We start from the raw sequence: 18,469 nt of genomic DNA, 5'->3' as shown, positions 1-18,469 counted from the left end.
TCACAGGAGCGGGAGGTAGGTTGGCGCCATGGCGAGTGGCAGTGGTCCGGATCGGACGTCCGTGGTCGTGACCGGGGGCAGCGGCTTCATCGGCCGCGCCGTCGTGCGCGCCTTCCGCGAGCGGGGCGTCCCGGTGACCGTCGTCGACCGGGTCCCGTTCCCGGACGAGCTGCCCGGCGTCCGCGTCGTCACCGGTGAGCTGCTCGACGCCGCCGTCCGCGAAGAGGCCGTCACGCCGGAGACCGCGGCCATCGTGCACCTCGCCGCACTGACTTCAGTGCTGCGCTCGGTCGAACTGCCGGAGCAGACCTTCGCCGACAACGTCCTCGTGACGCAGGAACTGCTGGAACTGGCCCGCCGCCTCGAAGTGCCGGGCTTCGTGCTCGCGTCGACGAACGCGGTGATCGGCAACGTCGGTGGCGCGACCATCACGCCGGACCTGCCGCCGCGGCCGCTGACGCCCTACGGCGCCACCAAGGCGGCGTGCGAAATGCTGCTGTCCGGCTACGCGGGCGCGTACGGGATGAAGACGTGTGCCTTGCGGTTCACCAACGTCTACGGACCGGGAATGTCCCACAAGGACAGTTTCGTGCCGCGGATGATGCGCGCGGCGCTGACCGGCACCGGCGTCCGCGTCTACGGCGACGGGCAGCAGCGGCGCGACCTCGTGCACGTCGACGACGTCGTCAACGCCATCACCCTCGCCGTCGGCAGCGGCTACTCCGGCACCGCGATCGTCGGCGCCGGGCAGTCGGTTTCGGTGCTGGAGATGGTCGAAGCCGTGCGCGAGGTGACCGGCGCCGAGCTGCCGGTGGAGCACGTCGAGGCGCCGGCGGGGGAGATGCCCGCGGTGGTCGTCGACGTCTCGGGGAGCGCGGAGACGATCGGCTACCGGCCGTCGACGTCGCTGACCGACGGGCTCGCCACGGCGTGGAAGTACTTCTCCGGTCTCGAGCGTCCGAACGCGACGGAGTGACCGCGGGCGTGTCCGGTTTCCTCCGCCGCCACTGGCTCCTGCTCCTGCTGCTGCTCCCCGCGATCGCCCTGCGGGTGCTCACCTGGCTCGCCTACCGGCCGGCCCTGCTCTACATCGACTCGTTCCGCTACATCGACAACCTGCACGCGCTGCGCGCCGACCAGCTCGACCCGATCGGCTACGACCTGGTGCTGCGGCCGCTGCTGGCGGTCGGCGGCCTGGCGTGGGTCGCGGCGGTGCAGCACGCCGGCGGCCTGCTGATCGCGATCGGCGTCTACGCGCTCGTGCTGCGCCTCGGCGGCCGCCCGTGGGTCGCCGCGCTCGCCGCGGCTCCCGTGCTGCTCGACGCCTACCAGCTGCAGATCGAGCAGAACATCATGTCCGAGGTGGTCTTCGAGGCGGTGCTGCTCGGGCTGCTGTGGGTGCTGCTCGGCCGCGGGGCCCCCGGCTGGAAGCGCGCCGGGATCGCGGGCCTGCTCGTCGGGTTCGCCGTGCTGGTGCGGCTGATCGGGATCTCGCTGGCCCTGCCGCTGCTGGTCTACCTGGTCGCCGCCGGGGGCGCGTGGCGGCACTGGGCGGGCTGGCGCCGCGCCGGCGTGGGCGTGCTGGGCATCCTCGTCGTGATCCTGCCGTACGCCGCGCGGGTGCATTCCGAGACCGGCAAGTGGGGCCTGACCGGGCCGTCGGGGAACATGCTCTACGGCCGTGCCGCCGCCGTCGCCGACTGCGCGAACCTGCACCTGGCGCCCGAACTGCAGGTGTTCTGCCCGGCCGAACCGCGCGAGACGCGGCTCGTGGACAACTACGCGCATGCCGACCTCGACCCGAACTGGCCCGGCCCGCTGCCGCCCGGCGCGGACAAGGCGGCGCTCGCGCACCAGTTCGCGATCGAGGTGCTGAAAGCCCAGCCCGGCGACGTCGCGGGCGCGGTGCTGGACGACTTCGCCAAGAGCTTCGCCTGGGCCCGCGAGCAGGACCCGACCGACGTCCCGCTGGACCGCTGGCAGTTCCAGCTCACCTATCCGCAGTGGGCCGACCAGTCCCTGATCGACCTGGTCACGCAGCAGAACGACGGCGTCGTCGCGAGCGTCGACGAGCCACTGGCCGCCTTCCTGCGCGACTACCAGCTCAACGGCGGCTACGTCCCGGGCGCGGTGCTCGGCGTCGGCGCGTTGCTGGGGCTGCTGACGGTCGTCCGGCGGAAACGGCCGGTGGACGCGGCGCGGGCGGGCGCGCTGCTGGCGTCGACGAGCGGGCTGGTCCTGCTGTTCGCCTCGGCCGTGTTCCAGTTCTCGTGGCGCTACCAGATCCCGGCGCTCGTGCTGCTGCCCGTCGCGGGCGCGCTCGGCTTCACGACGTTGACCTCGGCCAGCCGCAAGCGCCTGGCCGCCTTCCCCGACGACGTCGACACCGGTGCGCTCGCCGACTTCCGCGGCCGCCACCCCGACCTGCGGCTGTCGCCGTTGGTCGTGGTCATCGCCGCCTACAACGAGGCCGGCGGCATCGGCGGGGTGCTGGAGAAGATGCCGGGCGAGTGCCTGGGCCGGCCGGTGGACGTGCTCGTCGTCGTCGACGGCGGCACGGATGACACGGCCGCCATCGCCGAGGACCACGGCGCGTACGTCTGCGTCGCACCGCGCAACCGCGGCCAGGGCGCCGCGCTGCGCCTCGGCTACCACCTCGCGGCGGCGTCCGGCGCCGAGTACATCGTGACCACCGACGCGGACGGCCAGTACGACAACAGCGAGCTCGAAGCCCTGGTCGGCCCGGTGGTCGACGGCACGGCGGACTTCGTCACCGGCTCCCGCCGGCTGGGCCACGAGGAGGCGGACAGCCGCGTCCGCTGGCTCGGCGTCCGGGTGTTCGCGGTGCTGGCGTCGGTGCTGACCCGCCGTCGGATCACGGACACGTCGTTCGGCTTCCGGGCGATGCGCGCCGACCTGGCCTGTTCGGTCCCGCTCAACGAGCCGCAGTACCAGTCGTCGGAACTGCTGCTGGGCGTGACCGCGCGCGGCTCACGGGTCGTGGAGCTGCCGATGAGCATGCGGCTGCGCAAGGCGGGCAAGAGCAAGAAGGGCGGCAGCGTCGTCTACGGCGCCAACTACGCGAGGGTCATGACGGGGACGTGGTGGCGGGGCTACGTCCTGCGTCGCGGCCGAACACGAGGCGGTCGAGCAGGGTGAACTTGACGACGAACACCAGCGCGTAGCTGGCGACGTACGCGCCGTCGACCAGCACGACCCACCACACGTGCGGCAGGTTCAGCGGGCTCAGCAGCGAGCCGGCCAGGGTCGTCAGGCCGACCGAGGCGAGGCCGCCCAGGCCGATCACACCGAGGTAGGGCAGCAGCTCGCGGCGCACGCGGGGGCGGCCGGTACGGCCCCACACCCAGCGGCGGGTGACGACGAAGTTCAGCACCGCGCCGGCGGCCCAGGCGAGCGCGCTGGCCAGCACCGGGACGCCGCCACCGGCGAGCACGGTGAGCAGGACGACCTGGCTGAGGACCGTGGCGGCGACCGACGTCACCGCGGCGCGGCCCAGCCGGGCCCAGCCCCGGCGTCGCGTCGGGGTCTCCGCTGTGCGCCGGCGCACATCGCCGGTTACGGTCGTCATGCCCCCATCCTCCCCGCGGGTCGCGCGCGCCGCCGTCCGACCCCCCTATGCATAGGAGATTCACAGCTCATTGCCAGGTGCTCATCAGCACGTGATAGATAACGTCGGGTTCTTGCAAGCCTCTGCTACTGAGTGGAATCAGCACGCTTGCCGCGTAAACGAGCAGGAAAGGCGGCACAATGCGAGTGCTGGTTCTCGGCGGTGACGGTTATCTGGGCTGGCCCACCGCGTTGCACTTATCGGACAAAGGCCACGAGGTGGCCGTTCTCGACAATATGGCCCGCCGTGGCTACGACGTCGAGCTCGGTGTCGAAAGCCTGGTCCCGATCGAGACGCTCCCGGACCGGATCGCCGCGTGGGAGGAGGTGTCCGGACGGCGCATCACCAGCTACGAAGGTGACCTGCTCGACGCGGACTTCCTCTTCGACGCCGTCCGCGACTTCGCGCCCGACGCCGTCGTCCACTACGCCGAGCAGCGGTCCGCGCCCTATTCGATGATCGACCGCGAACACGCGGTGTACACGCAGCACAACAATGTGGTCGGCAACCTGAACCTGCTGTACGCGATCGCCGAAATCGACCCCTCGATCCACTTGGTCAAACTGGGCACGATGGGTGAATACGGCACGCCGAACGTCGACATCGAAGAAGGCTGGCTCGACCTCGAGCACAACGGCCGCAAGGACCGCGTGCTGTTCCCGAAACGGCCCGGTTCGTTCTACCACCTGACGAAGGTCCACGACTCGCACAACATCGAGTTCACGTGCCGCGCCTGGGGGCTGCGGGCCACGGACCTCAACCAGGGCGTCGTGTACGGCCAGCGGACCCCGCAGACCGCGCTGGACCCGCGCCTGGCCACCCGCTTCGACTACGACGCCGTGTTCGGCACGGTGCTCAACCGGTTCGTCATCCAGGCGGTGCTGGGGCAGCCGCTGACGGTGTACGGCAAGGGCGCCCAGACCCGCGGCCTGATCGACATCCGCGACACCGTGGAGTGCATCCGGCTCGCCGTGGAGAACCCGGCCGAGGCGGGCGAGTTCCGCGTCTTCAACCAGATGACCGAGAGCATGTCGGTCGCCGCCATCGCCGACCTGGTCGCCGAGCGCTTCCCCGGCCCGGTGCAGATCGAGCAGCTGGAGAACCCGCGGACCGAGGCCCCGGAGCACTACTACAACGTGAAGCACACCGGCCTGGTCGGCCTCGGCCTGGAGCCGCACCTGCTGTCGGACACGCTCATCGAGTCGATGTTCGACATCGTCGGGGCGAACAAGCACCGCGTGAACATGGACAAGCTGCGCCCGACCGTCCGCTGGCGGGGCGCGCTCAAGAGCTGAGCCGTGCCGGGGCGGGCTCCTCCTCGCGGGGGAGCCCGCCTTTTGCGCGCGTTCAGCCGGGCAGCTTGTCGAGGAAGCCGTGGACGGCGGTGATCTTGCCGTCTTCGAGTTCCACGACGTCGAACCCGATCGCGACCGGCTCGGCGCCGGGGGTGCCGAGGTACCACTGGAACCGCGCGAGGTCGTGGTGGGCGTCGGGCTCGGCGGGCAGGCTGAAGGTGAGCCCGCCGAACTGCGCCTGCGCCCCGGCCACGAACCGGTCGATCCCGTCGTGCCCCCGGACGGCGCCGAGCGGGTCGGTGTAGCCGGCGCCCTCGGTGAAGACGTCGGCGATGAGGGCCCGCCGCTTGCCGGAGTCGGTCTCGTTCCACACGGCGATGTACTGCTCCACAATGGTCCGCACGTCGGTCATGGGATCCTCCCTTTCGTTGGGGGACAACGGGTTGTCGTCGTCCGTCGCTGAGATCCACTGTGGCGCCCCGGGCGGCGGCGCGTCGATTACGCGCGAGGTAATGCCGCGACGGCCACGAAATCCGCTGGCGCATCCACGTCGGCGCTCGGCACACTCGACACGTGCCAACCGAAGAAGAGCCGGAGCTGGTCGCGGACATCGTCGTCGCGGCCCGCGCCGACGAGCCGTCGGCCGCGCTCGAAGCGGTCGCCGTCGCCGGCTACGCGGCCGGTGTCACGCAGGCAGCACTGCTGTCGGCCTGCGATTCCGCCCTGGACATCGTCCTCGCCGGCGTGCCGGAAGGAACCGATGTCCCGGCCGACGACGCCATCCGCGACCTCATGGACCGGCTCGAAGGGTGGTGTCCGCCCGGAGCGCACATCGAGCCATTACCCCCGAAGTAATGGCAGCGCCCCGGTGATCGTCGTAGCGTCGCTTCCGTGACGACTTCGGTGCAGGCGGCCGCGCGGCAGCGGCCGGTGGGTGAGCTTCTGCGGGAATGGCGCGACCGGCGGCGGATCAGCCAGCTCGACCTGGCGATCTCCGCCGACATCTCCACCCGCCACCTCAGCTTCGTGGAGACCGGGCGGTCGCGGCCGAGCCGGGACATGGTGCTGCGGCTCGGGGAGCACCTCGACGTGCCGCTGCGGGACCGCAACCGGCTGCTGCTCGCCGCCGGGTTCGCGCCCGCCTACACCGAGAGCGCGCTGGGGGATCCCGAGATGACCGCCGTCCGCCAAGCCGTGCGGCAGCTGCTCACCGGGCACGAGCCGTACCCGGCCGCCGTCGTGGACCGGAACTGGAACCTCGTCGACGCCAACGCCGCCACCGGCCTGTTCGTCGCCGGGCTGGCACCCGAGCTGACGGCCAACGTGCTGCGCGCGACCCTGCACCCGCAGGGCATGGCGCCGCACATCCGGAACCTGGGGGAGTGGCGCGCACACCTGCTCGGCCGGCTGCGGCGCCAGGTCGGCCAAACCGCGGACACCGGCCTCGCCGACCTGCTCGCCGAGCTGCTGGGCTACCCCTGCGACCAGCCGGTGCCCGAGGTGGAGGTCCCCGGACCGGGTGACATCTTCGTGCCGCTGATCTTCCGCCACGAGGGCACCGACCTGACGTTCTTCAGCACGGTCGCCACGTTCGGCACCCCGCTGGACGTCACCGTGGCGGAGCTGGTGATCGAGTCGTTCTTCCCGGCCGACCCGGCGACGGCCGCGTACCTGCGCGAGCGGTCGGCCCGGGTGGGATGATGGAGATCCCCGCGCAGCACCCGAAGTGAGGATCACCGGTTGATGGCCGTTCCGCCTTCGCTAGCCCTGTCCGACGGAGTCCGCATCCCCCAGCTGCTGTTCGGCGTCACCGGCCTGAGCGCCTCCGAGACCGGCCGCGCCGTCCGCATCGCCCTCGACACCGGCCACCGCGGCATCGACACCGCACCGGGCACCGAGGAGGCCGTGGGCGCGGTCCTCGCCGCGTCGGACGTGCCGCGCGAGGACGTGTTCGTCAGCGTCAAGGTGCCCGTGCAGGGGTACGACGCCGCCCGCCGCGCGGCCGACCAGGTGCTCGCTGGCCTGCAGGCCGACCGCGTCGACCTGATCCTGGTGGCCGGCACGAACGGCGCGTTCACCGACACCTGGCGCGCGCTGACGCGGGTGCGCGCCGACGGCCGGGCCCGCGCGATCGGCGTGGCGGGGTTCAGCGCGGCCGAGCTGCGCCGGTTGATCGACGCCACCGGCACCGTCCCCGCGGTCAACCTGGTCGAGCTGCACCCGTGGCTGCAGCAGCTGCCGCTGCGGGAGTTCCACGCCGCGCACGGCATCCTGACCGGCGCGTCGAGCCCGGCCGCGAACAGCGCGCTGCTGTCCGACGAGACGGTCACCGCGCTGGCGGCGAAGTACGGCAAGACCCCGGCCCAGATCGTCCTGCGGTGGCACCTGCAGGGCGGCACCGTCGCCGTGGCGGCTTCGGCCACCACGACCCGGACCCGGGAGCACTTCGGGGTGTTCGACTTCGAGCTGGCCGACGACGACGTGGCCGTGCTGGCCGAGCTCGACAACGGCACGCGCGTCGGCCCGGCCTGAGGCTCAGGCGGTCTTGATCCCGGCGGCGGTGAAGTCGGCCTGCTGGGCGGGCTGCTCGAGGTACTCGCGGAACGTCTGGGCCGCGCGCAGCAGGGTGTCGTCGATGCCCGGCCCGGTCAGCCCGACGAACGGGTAGTCCGCTGACCGCGCGGTGGCGACCGACTGGGCGGGCGAGCCGATCATCTCGGGCTTCTTGGTGGTCAGCTCGCTGATCCAGTACGTCGACTCGGGCAGCCACGCGGTGGGCAGCCCGCCGATCGAGTCCAGGTTGGCCCGGCCGACCAGCGCGTCGAGCACCTGCGCCGACGGCTTGGCCTCGATCGTCACGTTCACGCACTGGCCGTGGACGACGGTGGCGGCCTGGTTCCAGCGGTCGGCCGCGGCGGCCAGCGGCTTCTGCACGCTCGGGGTGACGATCACGCGCATGTGCGACGTGCCGCTGGAGCAGCTGGCGGCCTGGGCCTCGGCGCGGCTGTTGAGCTCGCTGTCGGCCCAGTTCCAGCCGACGATGCCGAGCCCGATGAGGGCGGCGAGCACGAGACAGGCGATCGGCCAGCCCGCGATCTTGCGACGCGGGGCCTTCTTGCCGACGATGCGGTGCGAGCCGGTCGCCTCGGCGACCTTGCCGAGGGTCCGCTGGGCGCCGGTGTCCTCGCTCCGGGCGGCGGTCCGGTGGGAGCCGGTGTCGTCACTCCGGTGCGGCCCGGTGCTCTCGCTCCGGCCGGGGACGCGGGAGGTGCCGGTGGTCTCGGACCGGCCGGCGGCGCGGAAGGAACCGGTGTTCTCTCCACGGCGGGCGGCGCGGAAGGTCCCGGTGTTCTCACCGCGACGGGCCGCGCGAAAGGTCCCGGAGTCCTCGCCGTGGCGGCTGTCGCCAACGGGGTCGGGCGTCGCGGCTTCGGGGGCCGAGTTCTGGCCGCGGCGGGTGGCGGCGCGGAACATGCCGGAGTCTTCGCCTCGGCGGGTGCCGCCGTGGATCTCGGGCGTTTCCGTTCCGTCGGGGGCCGGGAAGGTGCCGCTGTTCTTGCCACCGCGAGTGGCGGCGCGGAACATGCCGGAGTCTTCGCCTCGGCGCGTGGCACCGGGAGTCTCGGGTGCTTCCGTTCCATCGGGAGCGGGGGCGTTGTTCTTGCCGCGGCGGCCGGCGGCGCGGAACCGGCCCGAATCCTCGCCGCGACGGGTGGCGCCGGGAGTCCCAGGCGCATTCGTTTCGTCGTTGTCCGGGAAGGTGTCGGCGTTCCTGCCGCGGCGGGCGGCGCGAAACATGCCTGAATCTTCGCCTCGGCGGGCGACGCCGGGAGCCTCTGGTGCTTCCGTTCCATCGGGAGCGGGGGCGTTGTTCTTGCCACGGCGGCCGGCAGCGCGGAACCGGCCCGAATCCTCGCCGCGGCCGGGGGGACGCGGCGGCTCGGGGGTCTCACTGCGGAAGGTGCCGGTGTTCTCGCCGCGGCGGGGGGCGCGCGGGGCTCCGGGGGCCTCGGTCCGCCCGGCGGTCCGGAACGCCCCGGAATCCTCGGTCGGCTTGCGGAACCACCCGGAATCCTCGCTCTGGCCGGAGGCCGGGGAAGGGGCCGGGGTGGCGCCGGTGGCCGGGATGACGGTGGTGGTCTCGGTGGGGCCGGCAGCTCGAGGAGCGCTCGTGCCGCGTCGGCCGGTACCGGCCGACCCGCCGCGGCCGGTCCGTCGGGACGTGGGGGGCTCGGCCTGGTTCGGACGCTGCGGGACGGCACCCGGACCCTCGGCGGGGGGACGCTTCGCCCCGGCGCGGTCCAGCGGGTGTGGCACCGGCTCGTCGGGCCGGGCGTGTCGCCCCATCGTCATCCTTTCGGCCTAAAGAGCACGTCAAGCACGCGCTGCTATGCAATCAAACCGTTATCACCCTAACAGGTGAGCAACGGGCCGGGAATAATCTAACTCACAGTTGTGTCACGCTCGCGGAGGCCGCCCGGCTGGGCTGACCAGGCTATGGCAGTGCGCGATCAGGCGAGCACGCAAGGGTGCCGAGCGGCGGGCGAACCCGGCCTGCGCGCGAGCGTACTCGGCCCGCCCCTCGGCGGTCTCGATCCGCACGGGCGGGTAGCCGAGAGCCGCGAGGTCGTACGGGCTCGCCCGCATGTCCAGCTCCCGGATCTCGGCCGCGAGCTCGAAACAGTCGGCGACGAGCTCCGCGGGCACGTACGGGTCGAGCTTGTACGCCCATTTGAACAAGTCCATGTTCGCGTGCAGGCAGCCCGGCTGCTCGAGGGTGACCTGCGTCGCCCGCGTCGGCTCCAGCTCGTTGCGGGGCCGCGCCGGCGGGGTGAAGAACCGGAACGCGTCGAAGTGCCCGCAGCGGATGTCCAGCGACTCGACGACCGCGTCGGTGCCCGTCGACCCGAGCCGCAGCGGGACCTGGTCGTGGCGCACGGAATCCGCCGGCTCGCGGTAGACCATCGCCCACTCGTGCAGCCCGAAGCAGCTCAGCCGGGGCGCGCGCGACGCCGTCGCGCTGAGCAGGCCGAGCACGAACTCGGCCGTCTGCGCCTTGCGCTCGGTGAACCCGGCCGGGTCGAGTACGACGCCGTCGCTCGTCTCGACGTAGCCCTTCCGGTCGAGGAAGCGCCGCGCCGCGGGCCCGGCGAGCGCGACGCCGGGGCCCGGCTGCCAGCGTTCGAGGTGGCCCGGCCGGTGCGAGTAGTAGGTGAACAGGAAGTCCAGCACCGGGTGCTTCTCGCCCCGGGACTTGCGGTCCTGGTGCGGGACCGTCCACCGGCGCACCCGGTCGGCGTGCGCCGCCTCCCGGGCCAGCCAGTCCGGTTCGGCGAGCACGTCGACCGCGGTCATGCGCCCACGTGGGTGCCGTCGCGCACGGTGCCCACGTACTCCTCGACGAGGTCTTCGAGCGCGACGACGCCCACCGCGTTGCCGGTGGTGTCGAGCGCCCGCGCCAGGTGGCTGCCCTCCTTGCGCATCGCCGAGAGCGCGACGTCCAGCCGGGCGTCGGCCCGCAGCTCGGTCAGCGGCCGCGTCTTCGACGCCGGCACCATCGTCGCCGGGTCTTCGCCGGCCAGGTCCAGGACGTCCTTGACGTGGATGTAGCCCGTCAGCCGCCCGTCGTCGGTGCACACCGGGAAGCGCGAGAAGCCGGTCGAGGACACCACCCGCTCGACGTCACCGAGGGTCGGCGCGCACGGCAGGGTCGTCAGGTCGGCCGTCGGCACCAGCACGTCGGACACCGTCTTCTGCACCGAGGACAGCGTCTGGGTGAGCCGCCGGTGCTCGGACTGGTCGATCAGGCCCTCCCGGCGCGACTCGCTGAGCAGCTCGGCCAGCTCGTCGGAGGTGTAGGCCGTCTCCAGCTCGTCCTTCGGCTCGACCTTCACCGCGCGCAGCAGCGAGTTCGCCACGAAGTTCAGCAGCCAGATGAACGGGTTCGCGATCTTGACCCAGCCGACGTGCACCGGCACCAGCCACAACGCGAGCTTCTCCGGTTCGGCGATGGCGAGGTTCTTCGGCACCATCTCGCCGATCAGCACGTGCAGCACCGTGATGAAGGCCAGCGCGATCGCGAACGAGATCGGGTGCAGCAGGCCTTCGGGCAGGCCCAGCAGGTCGAAGAACGCCGAGAGCCGGTGCGCGACAGCGGGTTCGCCGAGCCGGCCGAGCAGCAGCGAGCAGATGGTGATGCCCAGCTGCGCGCCGGCCAGCATCAGCGACACGTGCTTGCTCGCGTTGATCACGATCTTCGCGCGCGTCTTGCCCTGCTCCAGCAGCGCTTCGAGCCGGTCACGCCGCGAGGAGATGAGCGTGAACTCCGCGCCCACGAAGAAGGCGTTGAGCAGCAGCAGGAACACCACGAGGGCGATGTTCAGCCAGTCGCTCACGAGGCCACCTCGCTTTCGGAGGCCTCTTCGGCCGGCTCGGCTTCGCGGACCGGGGCCACTTCGACCTCGGCGACGCGGTGCCGGTCCATCGTGGTCACGGTGAGCCGCCAGCCGTCGACCTCGGCGGCGTCCCCTTCGGCGGGAATCTTGCCCAGCCGTTCGAGGATCAGCCCGGCGATGGTCTCGTAGTCGCCGTCCGGCATCCGGAACCCGGTGACGTCGGTGACCTCGTCCGGCCGCAGCTGCCCGGACACCAGCCAGCTGTCGGTGCCGACCTGCTGCGACGCGGGGGCTTCGCGGTCGTCGTGCTCGTCGCGGACGTCGCCGATGATCTCCTCGACGACGTCTTCCAGCGTCACGAGCCCGGCCGTGCCGCCGTACTCGTCGACGACGATCGCCAGCTGGAACCGCGAGTCGCGCAGGCGGTCGAGCAGGTCGTCACCCGGCAGGGACTCCGGCACGGTCGGCACCGGCCGCATGACCGAGCCGATCGGCACCTTCTTGCGCTCGGCGGCGGGCACGGCGAAGGCCTGCTTCACGTGCACCGCGCCGCGGACGTCGTCGAGGTCCTCGGCGTGCACCGGGAACCGCGAGAACCCGGTGCGGCTGGAGATGGCGATGAGGTCCTCGATGGTGTCGTCCACGGTGAGCGCCTCCAGCTGCACGCGCGGGGTCATCAGCTCCTCCGCGGTGCGCTCGCCGAACCGCAGCGACCGGTCCAGCAGCTCCGCGGTCGACGTGTCGAGCGTGCCGCTCTCGGCGCTCGACCGCACGATCGAGCCCAGCTCCTGGGGTGACCGCGCGGACCGCAGTTCCTCCTGCGGCTCGACGCCGAACTTGCGCACCAGGAAGTTCGCGCTGTTGTTCATCAGCGTGATGAGCCAGCGGAACAGCGCGGAGAAGCGCGAGTGGTAGCCGGTGACCGCGCGGGCGGTCGGCAGCGGCCGGGCGATCGCCAGGTTCTTCGGCACCATCTCGCCGAGGATCATCGACAGCGAGGTGGCGATGACCAGGGCGAGCACGATCGACGCGCCCGCGGCGAACGCCGTGGGCAGCCCGACGCCGGTCAGCAGCGGCCGGACGAGCTCGCCGATCAGCGGCTCGGCCAGGTAACCGGTGATGAGCGTGGTCAGGGTGATCGCGACCTGGGCGCCGGACAGCTGGAACGACAGCGTCCGGTGGGCCTTCTGCACGGTCAGCGCGCGGCGGTCGCCGACCTGGCGGACGTTGGCGTCGACCGTGCTGCGCTCCAGCGCGGTCAGGGAGAACTCGGCCGCGACGGCGAGTCCGGTGCCGACCGTCAGCAGGACGAAGACGAGGACGCCGAGGACGGCGAAGAGGATCTGCATCATTCCGCACCCGCCGAGGTGGCGGTGGGCGAACCTATCGGACAGCCGGGTCGGTCACCCGGCCCGGTACTGTCACCGGGTGACTGCGCTGCGCGCACGAAACGGTCACTCCTAGCGGGAAATCGGCGTGTACTGCGATTATCTGGACAATCTTAACGTGTCCTTGCCGCGCGGCGCGGGCATATCGGTGTGTCGGCGCGCTCACCTCGGCCGGCGCCCCAGCAGACCGACGAGCCGGGCGGTGGAGCCGGCGCTGCGGCGGACCGCGACGGGCGGGTCGAACAGGCCGAGCCCCTGCCACTCGTCCACCCACGGGCGCACGACGTCGATCAGCCGCTCGGCCAGCGGCTCGGTGACCGGGCTGGGCAGGCCCAGCGCAGTGGCGAGGTCCCAGCTGTGCACGGCGGCGTCGATCGTCATCTGCCAGCCGTACTCGCGAGCGGGGACCAGGCCGTAGGACAGGTGGACGGTGCGTTCGAGGACGCCGTCGTCGAGGAAGGCCTCCCGCGCGCCGTCGGCGGCCGCGTCCCAGGCACCGGCCGGGTCTTCGCCGAGGACGTCGCCGTCGAAGCGGTCGCCGACGTCGTCGAGCGTGGCGCCCGCGAGCAGCGACGGCGCCCAGAGCTGCTCGGCGACGAGGTGGTTCACGAGGTCGCGGACCGTCCACGCGGTGCACGGCGTCCGGCGGCCCCAGGCGTCGTCGCCGGCGGCGTGCACGGCGTCGCCGAACGCCCGAATGGCCTGGCCGTGTGCCTCGAGGAGATCCACGCGGGCCATTGGAACACGGCTGCTCAGGTGGTGCCGGGCCGGTGCCGCCGCACCGTCTCCTCGACGAGGTCGAGCACCGGGCCGAGCCCGGCGCCGGGCAGGCCCATCGCCAGGTGCGAGACGAGTCCTTCGAGGACGAGCTCGAGGAAGGCGGTGAGGACGTCGACGTCGACGTCGTCACGCAGGTTCCCGGCCTCGCGCTGGCGCAGCAGCCGCAGCCGGGTCGCGGTGGTGAGCTGTTCGGAGCGCTCGGCCCAGCGGGCACGGAACTCCGGGTCGGTGCGCAGCCGCCGGGACACTTCCAGGCGGGTGCCGAGCCAGTCGGCGGGGTGCTCGCCGTCGCCGGCCAGCAGGTCACGCATGACCTGGACGAGCCCCTGCTCGGCGACGACGTCGGCCATCCGGATGGCGTCGTCCTCGGCGAGGGCGAGGAAGAGCGACTCCTTGTCGCGGAAGTGGTGGAAGATGGCGCCGCGGGACAGTCCGGTGGCTTCCTCGAGCCGTCGGACTGTGGCACCTTCGTAGCCGTAGCGCGCGAAGCACACCCGCGAGCCGTCGAGGATCTGGCGCCGTCTTGCGTCGAGGTGATCCTGGCTTACGCGTGGCATCCTCGAATCCTGGCACCGCGGACCGGGATCTCGCAATCCGTACGTACGTCTTGTGACCCGGAGTGCCCGGGAACCACCCGAAGGCTCCCGACGTCGGAAGGTTGCGGCGATTCGCTGACACGGAATGAGACGGTTGGCTAGTCTTTGCACCATCACGGTGGGTGAGCTGAGGGGAAGGTGCGGGGCGTGATCATCGGCGAAGCCGGACAGGCGGCGCAGGCGGTCTGGGGTGGCGACATCCTGGGCGAGGGCGGTCGCGTCTACGGCGGTGGGGGCGGCGGTGGCGGTCAGTTCAAGATGGAACCGGAAGAGCTCGCCTCGGTGATCAGCCTCTGGGAAGACGAGCTGGACAAGATCATCGACGACGGTCGCACGATCGACACGCTGGTGAACGCCTCGGTGGCGCCCGGCCAGGACCCCGCCAGCGGCAGCTACGAGACGACCACCTTCGAGTCGGTCACCTCGCTGCAGACGCAGAACGATTCCATGCGCAAGTACGTGCAGGGGTACATCAAGAAGCTGAAGGAAGCGCAGACGAAGACCGTCGCGACGGACCAGGGCATGTCCGGAACGTTCGGGCAGGCGACGTGAGGCTGCCGAAGTTCGCCGAAGTGAGTGTCCTCGGCGTGGTCGCCCTGTGCTTGTGCGCGTTCGCTTCGGCTTGCACGTCGACAACCGGTGGCACCGCCAACCCCGCGGACACGTCGTCCTCTCCGGCGTCGTCCGGGGAGCAGAGCCCGACCGCGGACGCCCCGAAAGTCACCACTCCGCTGGACGCGACCAAGTACGTGGGCAACCCGTGCGGCCTCGTCCCGGCCGACGTCCTGACGCAGCTGCGGTATACGGAACCGGGCGAGCCGCGGCCGGGCGATGCCACTCCCGAAGGGCAGTCAGGCCCCAGCTGTGGGTGGAAGATCAGGGGCGACGGACTCAGCGTGCTGGTCATCCTCGGGACGGGCAACCGCGACCAGGGGGCCGGCGGATTGGCCGGCATCCAGGCTGCCCACGACCGTTCCGGAGCTTTGATCAAGTTCCTCGAACCGGCCCCGGAAGTCGACGGTTACCCCGCGCTGTACTTCGACACCCGCGACCGCAGGGCGGCCGGAAACTGCACCATGGCGGTCGGAATAGCAGACGACCTGGCGGTCTCCGTTTTCGCGGAAGGCTACGAGGGACAACAGGATTCTTGCGACGCAGCGCAACGCGTCGCGGCCGGAACGGTCAAAACACTCAAGGGGGCTTGACGAGTGGACGGCAAGCAGATCTACGACAACTTCAAACAGGGGGACACCGAAGGACTCCGGCAGATGTCCGAGTCGGTGGAGAAGCTCTCTTCGGCCTACATGGACCGCGCGCAGGGCATCAAGTCGCTGCAGGAGCGGATGAAGCAGGCGTGGACCGGGAGCGCCGCCGACGCCGCCAACGCCGGAGCCGGACCGCTCGAGCAGGCCTTCGCCGAGACCGCGATGCCGCTCGACATGACCAGGGCCTCGGTCGACACGCAGGCGGACGTGTTCGAAAACTCGAACAACGCCGTCGTCGAGATTCCGCCCAAGCCGGACAAGCCCAGTCCGTGGTCCGTGGGGCTCAAGGCCGCCATTCCGATCGCCGGGCCGTTCATGGCTCAGGACGAAGTCAACGACTACCAAACCGGCATCGCGAAGTACAACGCCGCCAACGAGACCAACGTCCGTGTGATGGACCAGTACAGCAGTGCCACCAGTGGCACCAAAGCCGTTCTTCCGACGGACTACGGCGTGCTCGAGTCCGACGGTGCCACGATCGCCGTGAACACGCCGCAGACGCCCGGGCGGATCAAGCCGCCGATCATCGATGGGCACAACTGGACGCCGGATCATCCCGGTGAGAGTGACGACCACACCTCGACCACCAGTGTCGACACCACGCACTCCGGTGGCCCTGGCGGGACCGGCGGCACAGGTGGGACTGGTGGTACGGGCGGGACCGGAGGCACCGGCGGCACTGGGGGAACCGGTGGCACGGGCGGGACCGGGGGTACCGGTGGGACCGACACCACCCACACGACCGGCACCGGCACGACGGGCACCCCCGGCACCAACCTGCCCGGCCGGCTGCCCACCGGACAGCAGACCGGCGACCGGCCCGGCAAGACGCCGCCCGGGACGGGTGGGGTCGACTTCTACCCGACCGGTACCGGTGGGGGCGGCGGTGGTCAGAACTACTCCACCACCTTCGGTGAACCCGGCGGCTCCGGCACGGGAACCGGTCCTGGCGGGCGCGGTCCCAGCAGCGGTTCCGCGGGCGGACGGCTCCTCGACTCCAGCGGCCGCCCGATCGGCGGCTCCGGCACCGGCAGCGGCGGGACCGGCAGCGGCAGCGGAGGCACCGGCAGTGGTTCCGGCGCGGCGGGGGAGCGCGGGCTCGGCAGCGGGCGGGGCTCCGGCATGGGCAGTCTCGGCAACGCGGCCGCCGCGGAGGCGGCCGCGGCTCGGTCGGCCGGCGGGCGGTCCGGGCAGATGGGGCCGATGGGTGCCGGTGGGCGGCGCGGCGAAGGTGAGGAAGATGATGAGCACCAGCGGCCGGACTTCCTGATCGAAGCGGACCCGGACGCGATCTTCGGCACCGACCAGCGGACCAGCCCGCCGGTCATCGGCGAGTAGAACGAGGTGGACGTGGCAACAGGCCGGGTGGACGTTCCGGTCGAGGCGCTGGCCGCACTGGCCGAGCGTGAGCAGGTCGGTCAGTTGCACATCACCCTGCGTCCGGAGCCCCTGTGGCTCTCGGACGAGGAGCGTGACGAGGCCGACCACCGGATCGACGCCGCGCTCGCGGAGGCCGGGCTGGTCGACGCGCGCGGGCGGGCTTCGTTCGACTTCCTCGACTGGCTGCCGCTGCTGGTGACGCCGGCGCGGGAGTGCTACGGCTGGGTCGGCGCCGGCGGCCAGACCTACGGCGTGCTCGCCGCCGCGAAGGGGCTGCAAGCGATTCTCGCGGTCTCCGACGGCGCGCACGTCGGCGTCCAGGAGATCGACCGGAACCGGCTCGCCGAGTCGCTCGTCGAGCAGCTGCCGCCGGTCGGGCCCGGCGGCGGCAACCCGCGCACCGTCCGGGTTGCGGACCTGGCCGACGCCGCCCGCCGCGGTCAGGACGCCTACCCGCTGTCCCCGGCGATCGCCGACGTTGTCAGCCTGGTCCAGCGGCCGGTCACCGGCAGTGGTGAGCTCTACGTCGGACGCCGTGACGACGTCGGCCGCCACACCTGCCTGCGGCAGCCGTTGCACTACGCCGACACGGACTGGGGCCGCTACCTCAGCTACACCTCCGGCGCCGGTGACGACGAGGTCATCCACATCGGCCCCGCCGGCCCCCGCGAGCTGGCGGACACCCTCACCGAGCTGGCCGGCTCCCTGAACTGAGCCGAAAACCCCGAGCGTGCGAGCCGTCTCCGCCGCTAATGTGACAGCGCTGTTGTATTCCGGTGGAAGGACGCGCTGATGGCTGGGCTGTACCCCGAGATCGAACCGTACGAGCACGGCCTGCTCGACGTCGGCGACGGGCACGAGATCTACTGGGAGACCTGCGGGAACCCCGACGGCAAGCCGGCGCTGGTCGTGCACGGCGGGCCGGGCTCGGGCTGTTCGACGAACCTGCGCCAGTACTTCGACCCGGCGAAGTACCGGGTCGTGCTCGTCGACCAGCGCGGCTGCGGCCGCAGCACCCCGCACGCCGGGGCCGCGGTCGCCGACCTCTCCGCCAACACCACCGACCACCTGGTCGCGGACTTCGAGCTGCTCCGCACCCGGCTCGGCATCGGGAAGTGGCTGCTGTTCGGCGGTTCCTGGGGCTCGGTCCTGAGCCTGACCTACGCGCTGCGCCACACCGGCCGGGTGAGCGAGCTGGTCCTGATGGGCCTCGCGACGGACCGCTTCCTCGAGATCGAGATGCTCATCCGCGGCCTCGGCGCCTACTTCCCGGAGGGCTTCGCGAAGTTCCGTGACGGCGTCCCGGAAGCCGACCGCGACGGCGACCTCTCCGCGGCCTACAACCGCCTGCTGCTGGACCCGGACCCCGCGGTCCACCACCAGGCGGCCGCCGACTGGTGTGCCTGGGAAGACGCGATGCTGCCGGGCGTCCCACCGCACGACGTCTTCGCGGACCCGGCGTACCGGCTGTGCTTCGCCCGGATCGTCACGCACTACTTCAGCAACCGGGCGTTCCTGCCGGACGGCGAGATCCTGAACCAACTCGGCAAGCTCGCGGCCGTCCCGGCCGTGCTCGCCCAGGGTGTGCTCGACACGAGCAACATCACCGGCACGCCGTGGCTGCTGCACCACGGCTGGCCGGCCAGCGAGCTGGTCATGCTCGACAACGTCGGGCACACCACGTCGGCCGAGACGATGCAGGACGTCCTGGTCGGCGCGACCGACCGGTTCGCGGGCTGAGG

At 71.6% G+C, this 18,469-nt stretch carries 19 protein-coding genes; 11 read left to right on the top strand and 8 right to left on the bottom strand.

Going from position 1 to position 18,469, the window contains the following annotated elements:
* Positions 1 to 28 precede the first annotated feature (28 nt).
* Both MUY22_RS37795 and MUY22_RS37790 read left to right on the top strand, forming a co-directional pair.
* Entirely contained in the window at positions 29 to 976 is a 948-nt protein-coding gene (locus MUY22_RS37795; protein WP_247051967.1) for an NAD(P)-dependent oxidoreductase, read from the top strand.
* Positions 977 to 984: 8 nt separating this feature from the next.
* On the top strand, positions 985 to 3,159 hold the full coding sequence (locus tag MUY22_RS37790; protein WP_247051966.1) for a glycosyltransferase family 2 protein: 2,175 nt from the start codon (positions 985 to 987) through the stop codon (positions 3,157 to 3,159).
* Here MUY22_RS37790 and MUY22_RS37785 read toward each other — a convergent pair.
* Positions 3,089 to 3,589: a GtrA family protein gene (locus MUY22_RS37785; protein WP_247051965.1), complete on the bottom strand. Its 501-nt coding sequence runs from the start codon at positions 3,587 to 3,589 to the stop codon at positions 3,089 to 3,091. The two genes, MUY22_RS37790 and MUY22_RS37785, sit on opposite strands and share 71 nt — an antisense overlap.
* Before the next feature lie 179 nt (positions 3,590 to 3,768).
* Here MUY22_RS37785 and MUY22_RS37780 point away from each other — a divergent pair, with 179 nt between their 5' ends.
* Entirely contained in the window at positions 3,769 to 4,923 is a 1,155-nt protein-coding gene (locus tag MUY22_RS37780) for an NAD-dependent epimerase/dehydratase family protein (RefSeq protein ID WP_247051964.1), read from the top strand.
* Between the two features lie 52 nt (positions 4,924 to 4,975).
* Here the strand turns inward: MUY22_RS37780 and MUY22_RS37775 are convergent, their stop codons facing one another.
* The gene (locus MUY22_RS37775; protein ID WP_247051963.1) at positions 4,976 to 5,335 is read right to left on the bottom strand and encodes a nuclear transport factor 2 family protein; all 360 of its coding nucleotides are present in this window, start codon (positions 5,333 to 5,335) and stop codon (positions 4,976 to 4,978) included.
* 161 nt (positions 5,336 to 5,496) lie between these two features.
* On the opposite strand from MUY22_RS37775, the gene MUY22_RS37770 reads away from it, so the two are divergent.
* The 3 genes from MUY22_RS37770 to MUY22_RS37760 are packed head-to-tail and all read left to right on the top strand — an operon-like array spanning position 5,497 to position 7,455.
* Positions 5,497 to 5,778, top strand: coding sequence for a hypothetical protein (locus MUY22_RS37770; RefSeq protein ID WP_247051962.1), 282 nt, complete (start codon positions 5,497 to 5,499; stop codon positions 5,776 to 5,778).
* A 36-nt stretch (positions 5,779 to 5,814) separates the two neighbouring features.
* Positions 5,815 to 6,624: a helix-turn-helix domain-containing protein gene (locus MUY22_RS37765; protein ID WP_247051961.1), complete on the top strand. Its 810-nt coding sequence runs from the start codon at positions 5,815 to 5,817 to the stop codon at positions 6,622 to 6,624.
* Positions 6,625 to 6,666: 42 nt separating this feature from the next.
* The gene (locus tag MUY22_RS37760; RefSeq protein ID WP_247051960.1) at positions 6,667 to 7,455 is read left to right on the top strand and encodes an aldo/keto reductase; all 789 of its coding nucleotides are present in this window, start codon (positions 6,667 to 6,669) and stop codon (positions 7,453 to 7,455) included.
* A 3-nt stretch (positions 7,456 to 7,458) separates the two neighbouring features.
* On the opposite strand, the gene MUY22_RS49660 is transcribed toward MUY22_RS37760, so the two are convergent.
* From MUY22_RS49660 to MUY22_RS37725, 6 genes are all read right to left on the bottom strand, one after another.
* Complete coding sequence (locus MUY22_RS49660) at positions 7,459 to 8,508, bottom strand: substrate-binding domain-containing protein (RefSeq protein ID WP_305879332.1); 1,050 nt, start codon at positions 8,506 to 8,508, stop codon at positions 7,459 to 7,461.
* Between the two features lie 873 nt (positions 8,509 to 9,381).
* Positions 9,382 to 10,278, bottom strand: a complete 897-nt coding sequence (locus MUY22_RS37745; protein WP_247051959.1) for a 3-methyladenine DNA glycosylase — start codon at positions 10,276 to 10,278, stop codon at positions 9,382 to 9,384.
* The gene (locus MUY22_RS37740; RefSeq protein WP_247051958.1) at positions 10,275 to 11,318 is read right to left on the bottom strand and encodes a hemolysin family protein; all 1,044 of its coding nucleotides are present in this window, start codon (positions 11,316 to 11,318) and stop codon (positions 10,275 to 10,277) included. The genes MUY22_RS37745 and MUY22_RS37740 overlap by 4 nt, the downstream gene beginning before the upstream one ends.
* Complete coding sequence (locus MUY22_RS37735; protein ID WP_247051957.1) at positions 11,315 to 12,670, bottom strand: hemolysin family protein; 1,356 nt, start codon at positions 12,668 to 12,670, stop codon at positions 11,315 to 11,317. Before MUY22_RS37735 ends, MUY22_RS37740 begins: the two co-directional genes overlap by 4 nt.
* 198 nt (positions 12,671 to 12,868) lie before the next feature.
* Positions 12,869 to 13,435 carry a TIGR03086 family metal-binding protein gene (locus MUY22_RS37730; protein ID WP_247051956.1) on the bottom strand — a complete coding sequence of 189 codons (567 nt, stop codon included), beginning with the start codon at positions 13,433 to 13,435 and terminating at the stop codon, positions 12,869 to 12,871.
* A gap of 23 nt (positions 13,436 to 13,458) precedes the next feature.
* On the bottom strand, positions 13,459 to 14,043 hold the full coding sequence (locus MUY22_RS37725; RefSeq protein ID WP_247051955.1) for a TetR/AcrR family transcriptional regulator: 585 nt from the start codon (positions 14,041 to 14,043) through the stop codon (positions 13,459 to 13,461).
* A gap of 186 nt (positions 14,044 to 14,229) precedes the next feature.
* Between MUY22_RS37725 and MUY22_RS37720 the strand changes: the two genes are divergently transcribed.
* The 5 genes from MUY22_RS37720 (at position 14,230) to pip (ending at position 18,467) form a co-directional block, all read left to right on the top strand.
* Entirely contained in the window at positions 14,230 to 14,634 is a 405-nt protein-coding gene (locus tag MUY22_RS37720) for a hypothetical protein (protein ID WP_247051954.1), read from the top strand.
* Positions 14,631 to 15,287, top strand: a complete 657-nt coding sequence (locus MUY22_RS37715) for a DUF3558 domain-containing protein (RefSeq protein WP_247051953.1) — start codon at positions 14,631 to 14,633, stop codon at positions 15,285 to 15,287. Before MUY22_RS37720 ends, MUY22_RS37715 begins: the two co-directional genes overlap by 4 nt.
* A 3-nt stretch (positions 15,288 to 15,290) precedes the next feature.
* Positions 15,291 to 16,685: a WXG100 family type VII secretion target gene (locus MUY22_RS37710; RefSeq protein ID WP_247051952.1), complete on the top strand. Its 1,395-nt coding sequence runs from the start codon at positions 15,291 to 15,293 to the stop codon at positions 16,683 to 16,685.
* A gap of 27 nt (positions 16,686 to 16,712) precedes the next feature.
* Positions 16,713 to 17,441: an ESX secretion-associated protein EspG gene (locus tag MUY22_RS37705; RefSeq protein ID WP_247064315.1), complete on the top strand. Its 729-nt coding sequence runs from the start codon at positions 16,713 to 16,715 to the stop codon at positions 17,439 to 17,441.
* 78 nt (positions 17,442 to 17,519) lie between these two features.
* Positions 17,520 to 18,467, top strand: coding sequence for a prolyl aminopeptidase (gene pip, locus MUY22_RS37700; protein WP_247051951.1), 948 nt, complete (start codon positions 17,520 to 17,522; stop codon positions 18,465 to 18,467).
* Positions 18,468 to 18,469 lie beyond the last annotated feature (2 nt).

The organism is Amycolatopsis sp. WQ 127309, from assembly GCF_023023025.1.
In the GTDB taxonomy this organism is placed as follows: Bacteria; Actinomycetota; Actinomycetes; order Mycobacteriales; family Pseudonocardiaceae; genus Amycolatopsis.
This window is presented reverse-complemented; position numbering and strand designations above follow the sequence as displayed.

What these genes read in the sequence shown, in the direction of transcription:
- MUY22_RS37775 (WP_247051963.1), bottom strand. Translation starts at nt 5,335, where the DNA reads ATGACCGACGTGCGGACCATTGTGGAGCAGTACATCGCCGTGTGGAAC.
- MUY22_RS37735 (WP_247051957.1), bottom strand. Translation starts at nt 12,670, where the DNA reads ATGATGCAGATCCTCTTCGCCGTCCTCGGCGTCCTCGTCTTCGTCCTG.
- MUY22_RS37725 (WP_247051955.1), bottom strand. Translation starts at nt 14,043, where the DNA reads ATGCCACGCGTAAGCCAGGATCACCTCGACGCAAGACGGCGCCAGATC.
- MUY22_RS37785 (WP_247051965.1), bottom strand. Translation starts at nt 3,589, where the DNA reads ATGACGACCGTAACCGGCGATGTGCGCCGGCGCACAGCGGAGACCCCG.
- MUY22_RS37795 (WP_247051967.1), top strand. Translation starts at nt 29, where the DNA reads ATGGCGAGTGGCAGTGGTCCGGATCGGACGTCCGTGGTCGTGACCGGG.
- pip (WP_247051951.1), top strand. Translation starts at nt 17,520, where the DNA reads ATGGCTGGGCTGTACCCCGAGATCGAACCGTACGAGCACGGCCTGCTC.
- MUY22_RS37745 (WP_247051959.1), bottom strand. Translation starts at nt 10,278, where the DNA reads ATGACCGCGGTCGACGTGCTCGCCGAACCGGACTGGCTGGCCCGGGAG.
- MUY22_RS37780 (WP_247051964.1), top strand. Translation starts at nt 3,769, where the DNA reads ATGCGAGTGCTGGTTCTCGGCGGTGACGGTTATCTGGGCTGGCCCACC.
- MUY22_RS37760 (WP_247051960.1), top strand. Translation starts at nt 6,667, where the DNA reads ATGGCCGTTCCGCCTTCGCTAGCCCTGTCCGACGGAGTCCGCATCCCC.
- MUY22_RS49660 (WP_305879332.1), bottom strand. Translation starts at nt 8,508, where the DNA reads ATGTTCCGCGCCGCCACTCGCGGTGGCAAGAACAGCGGCACCTTCCCG.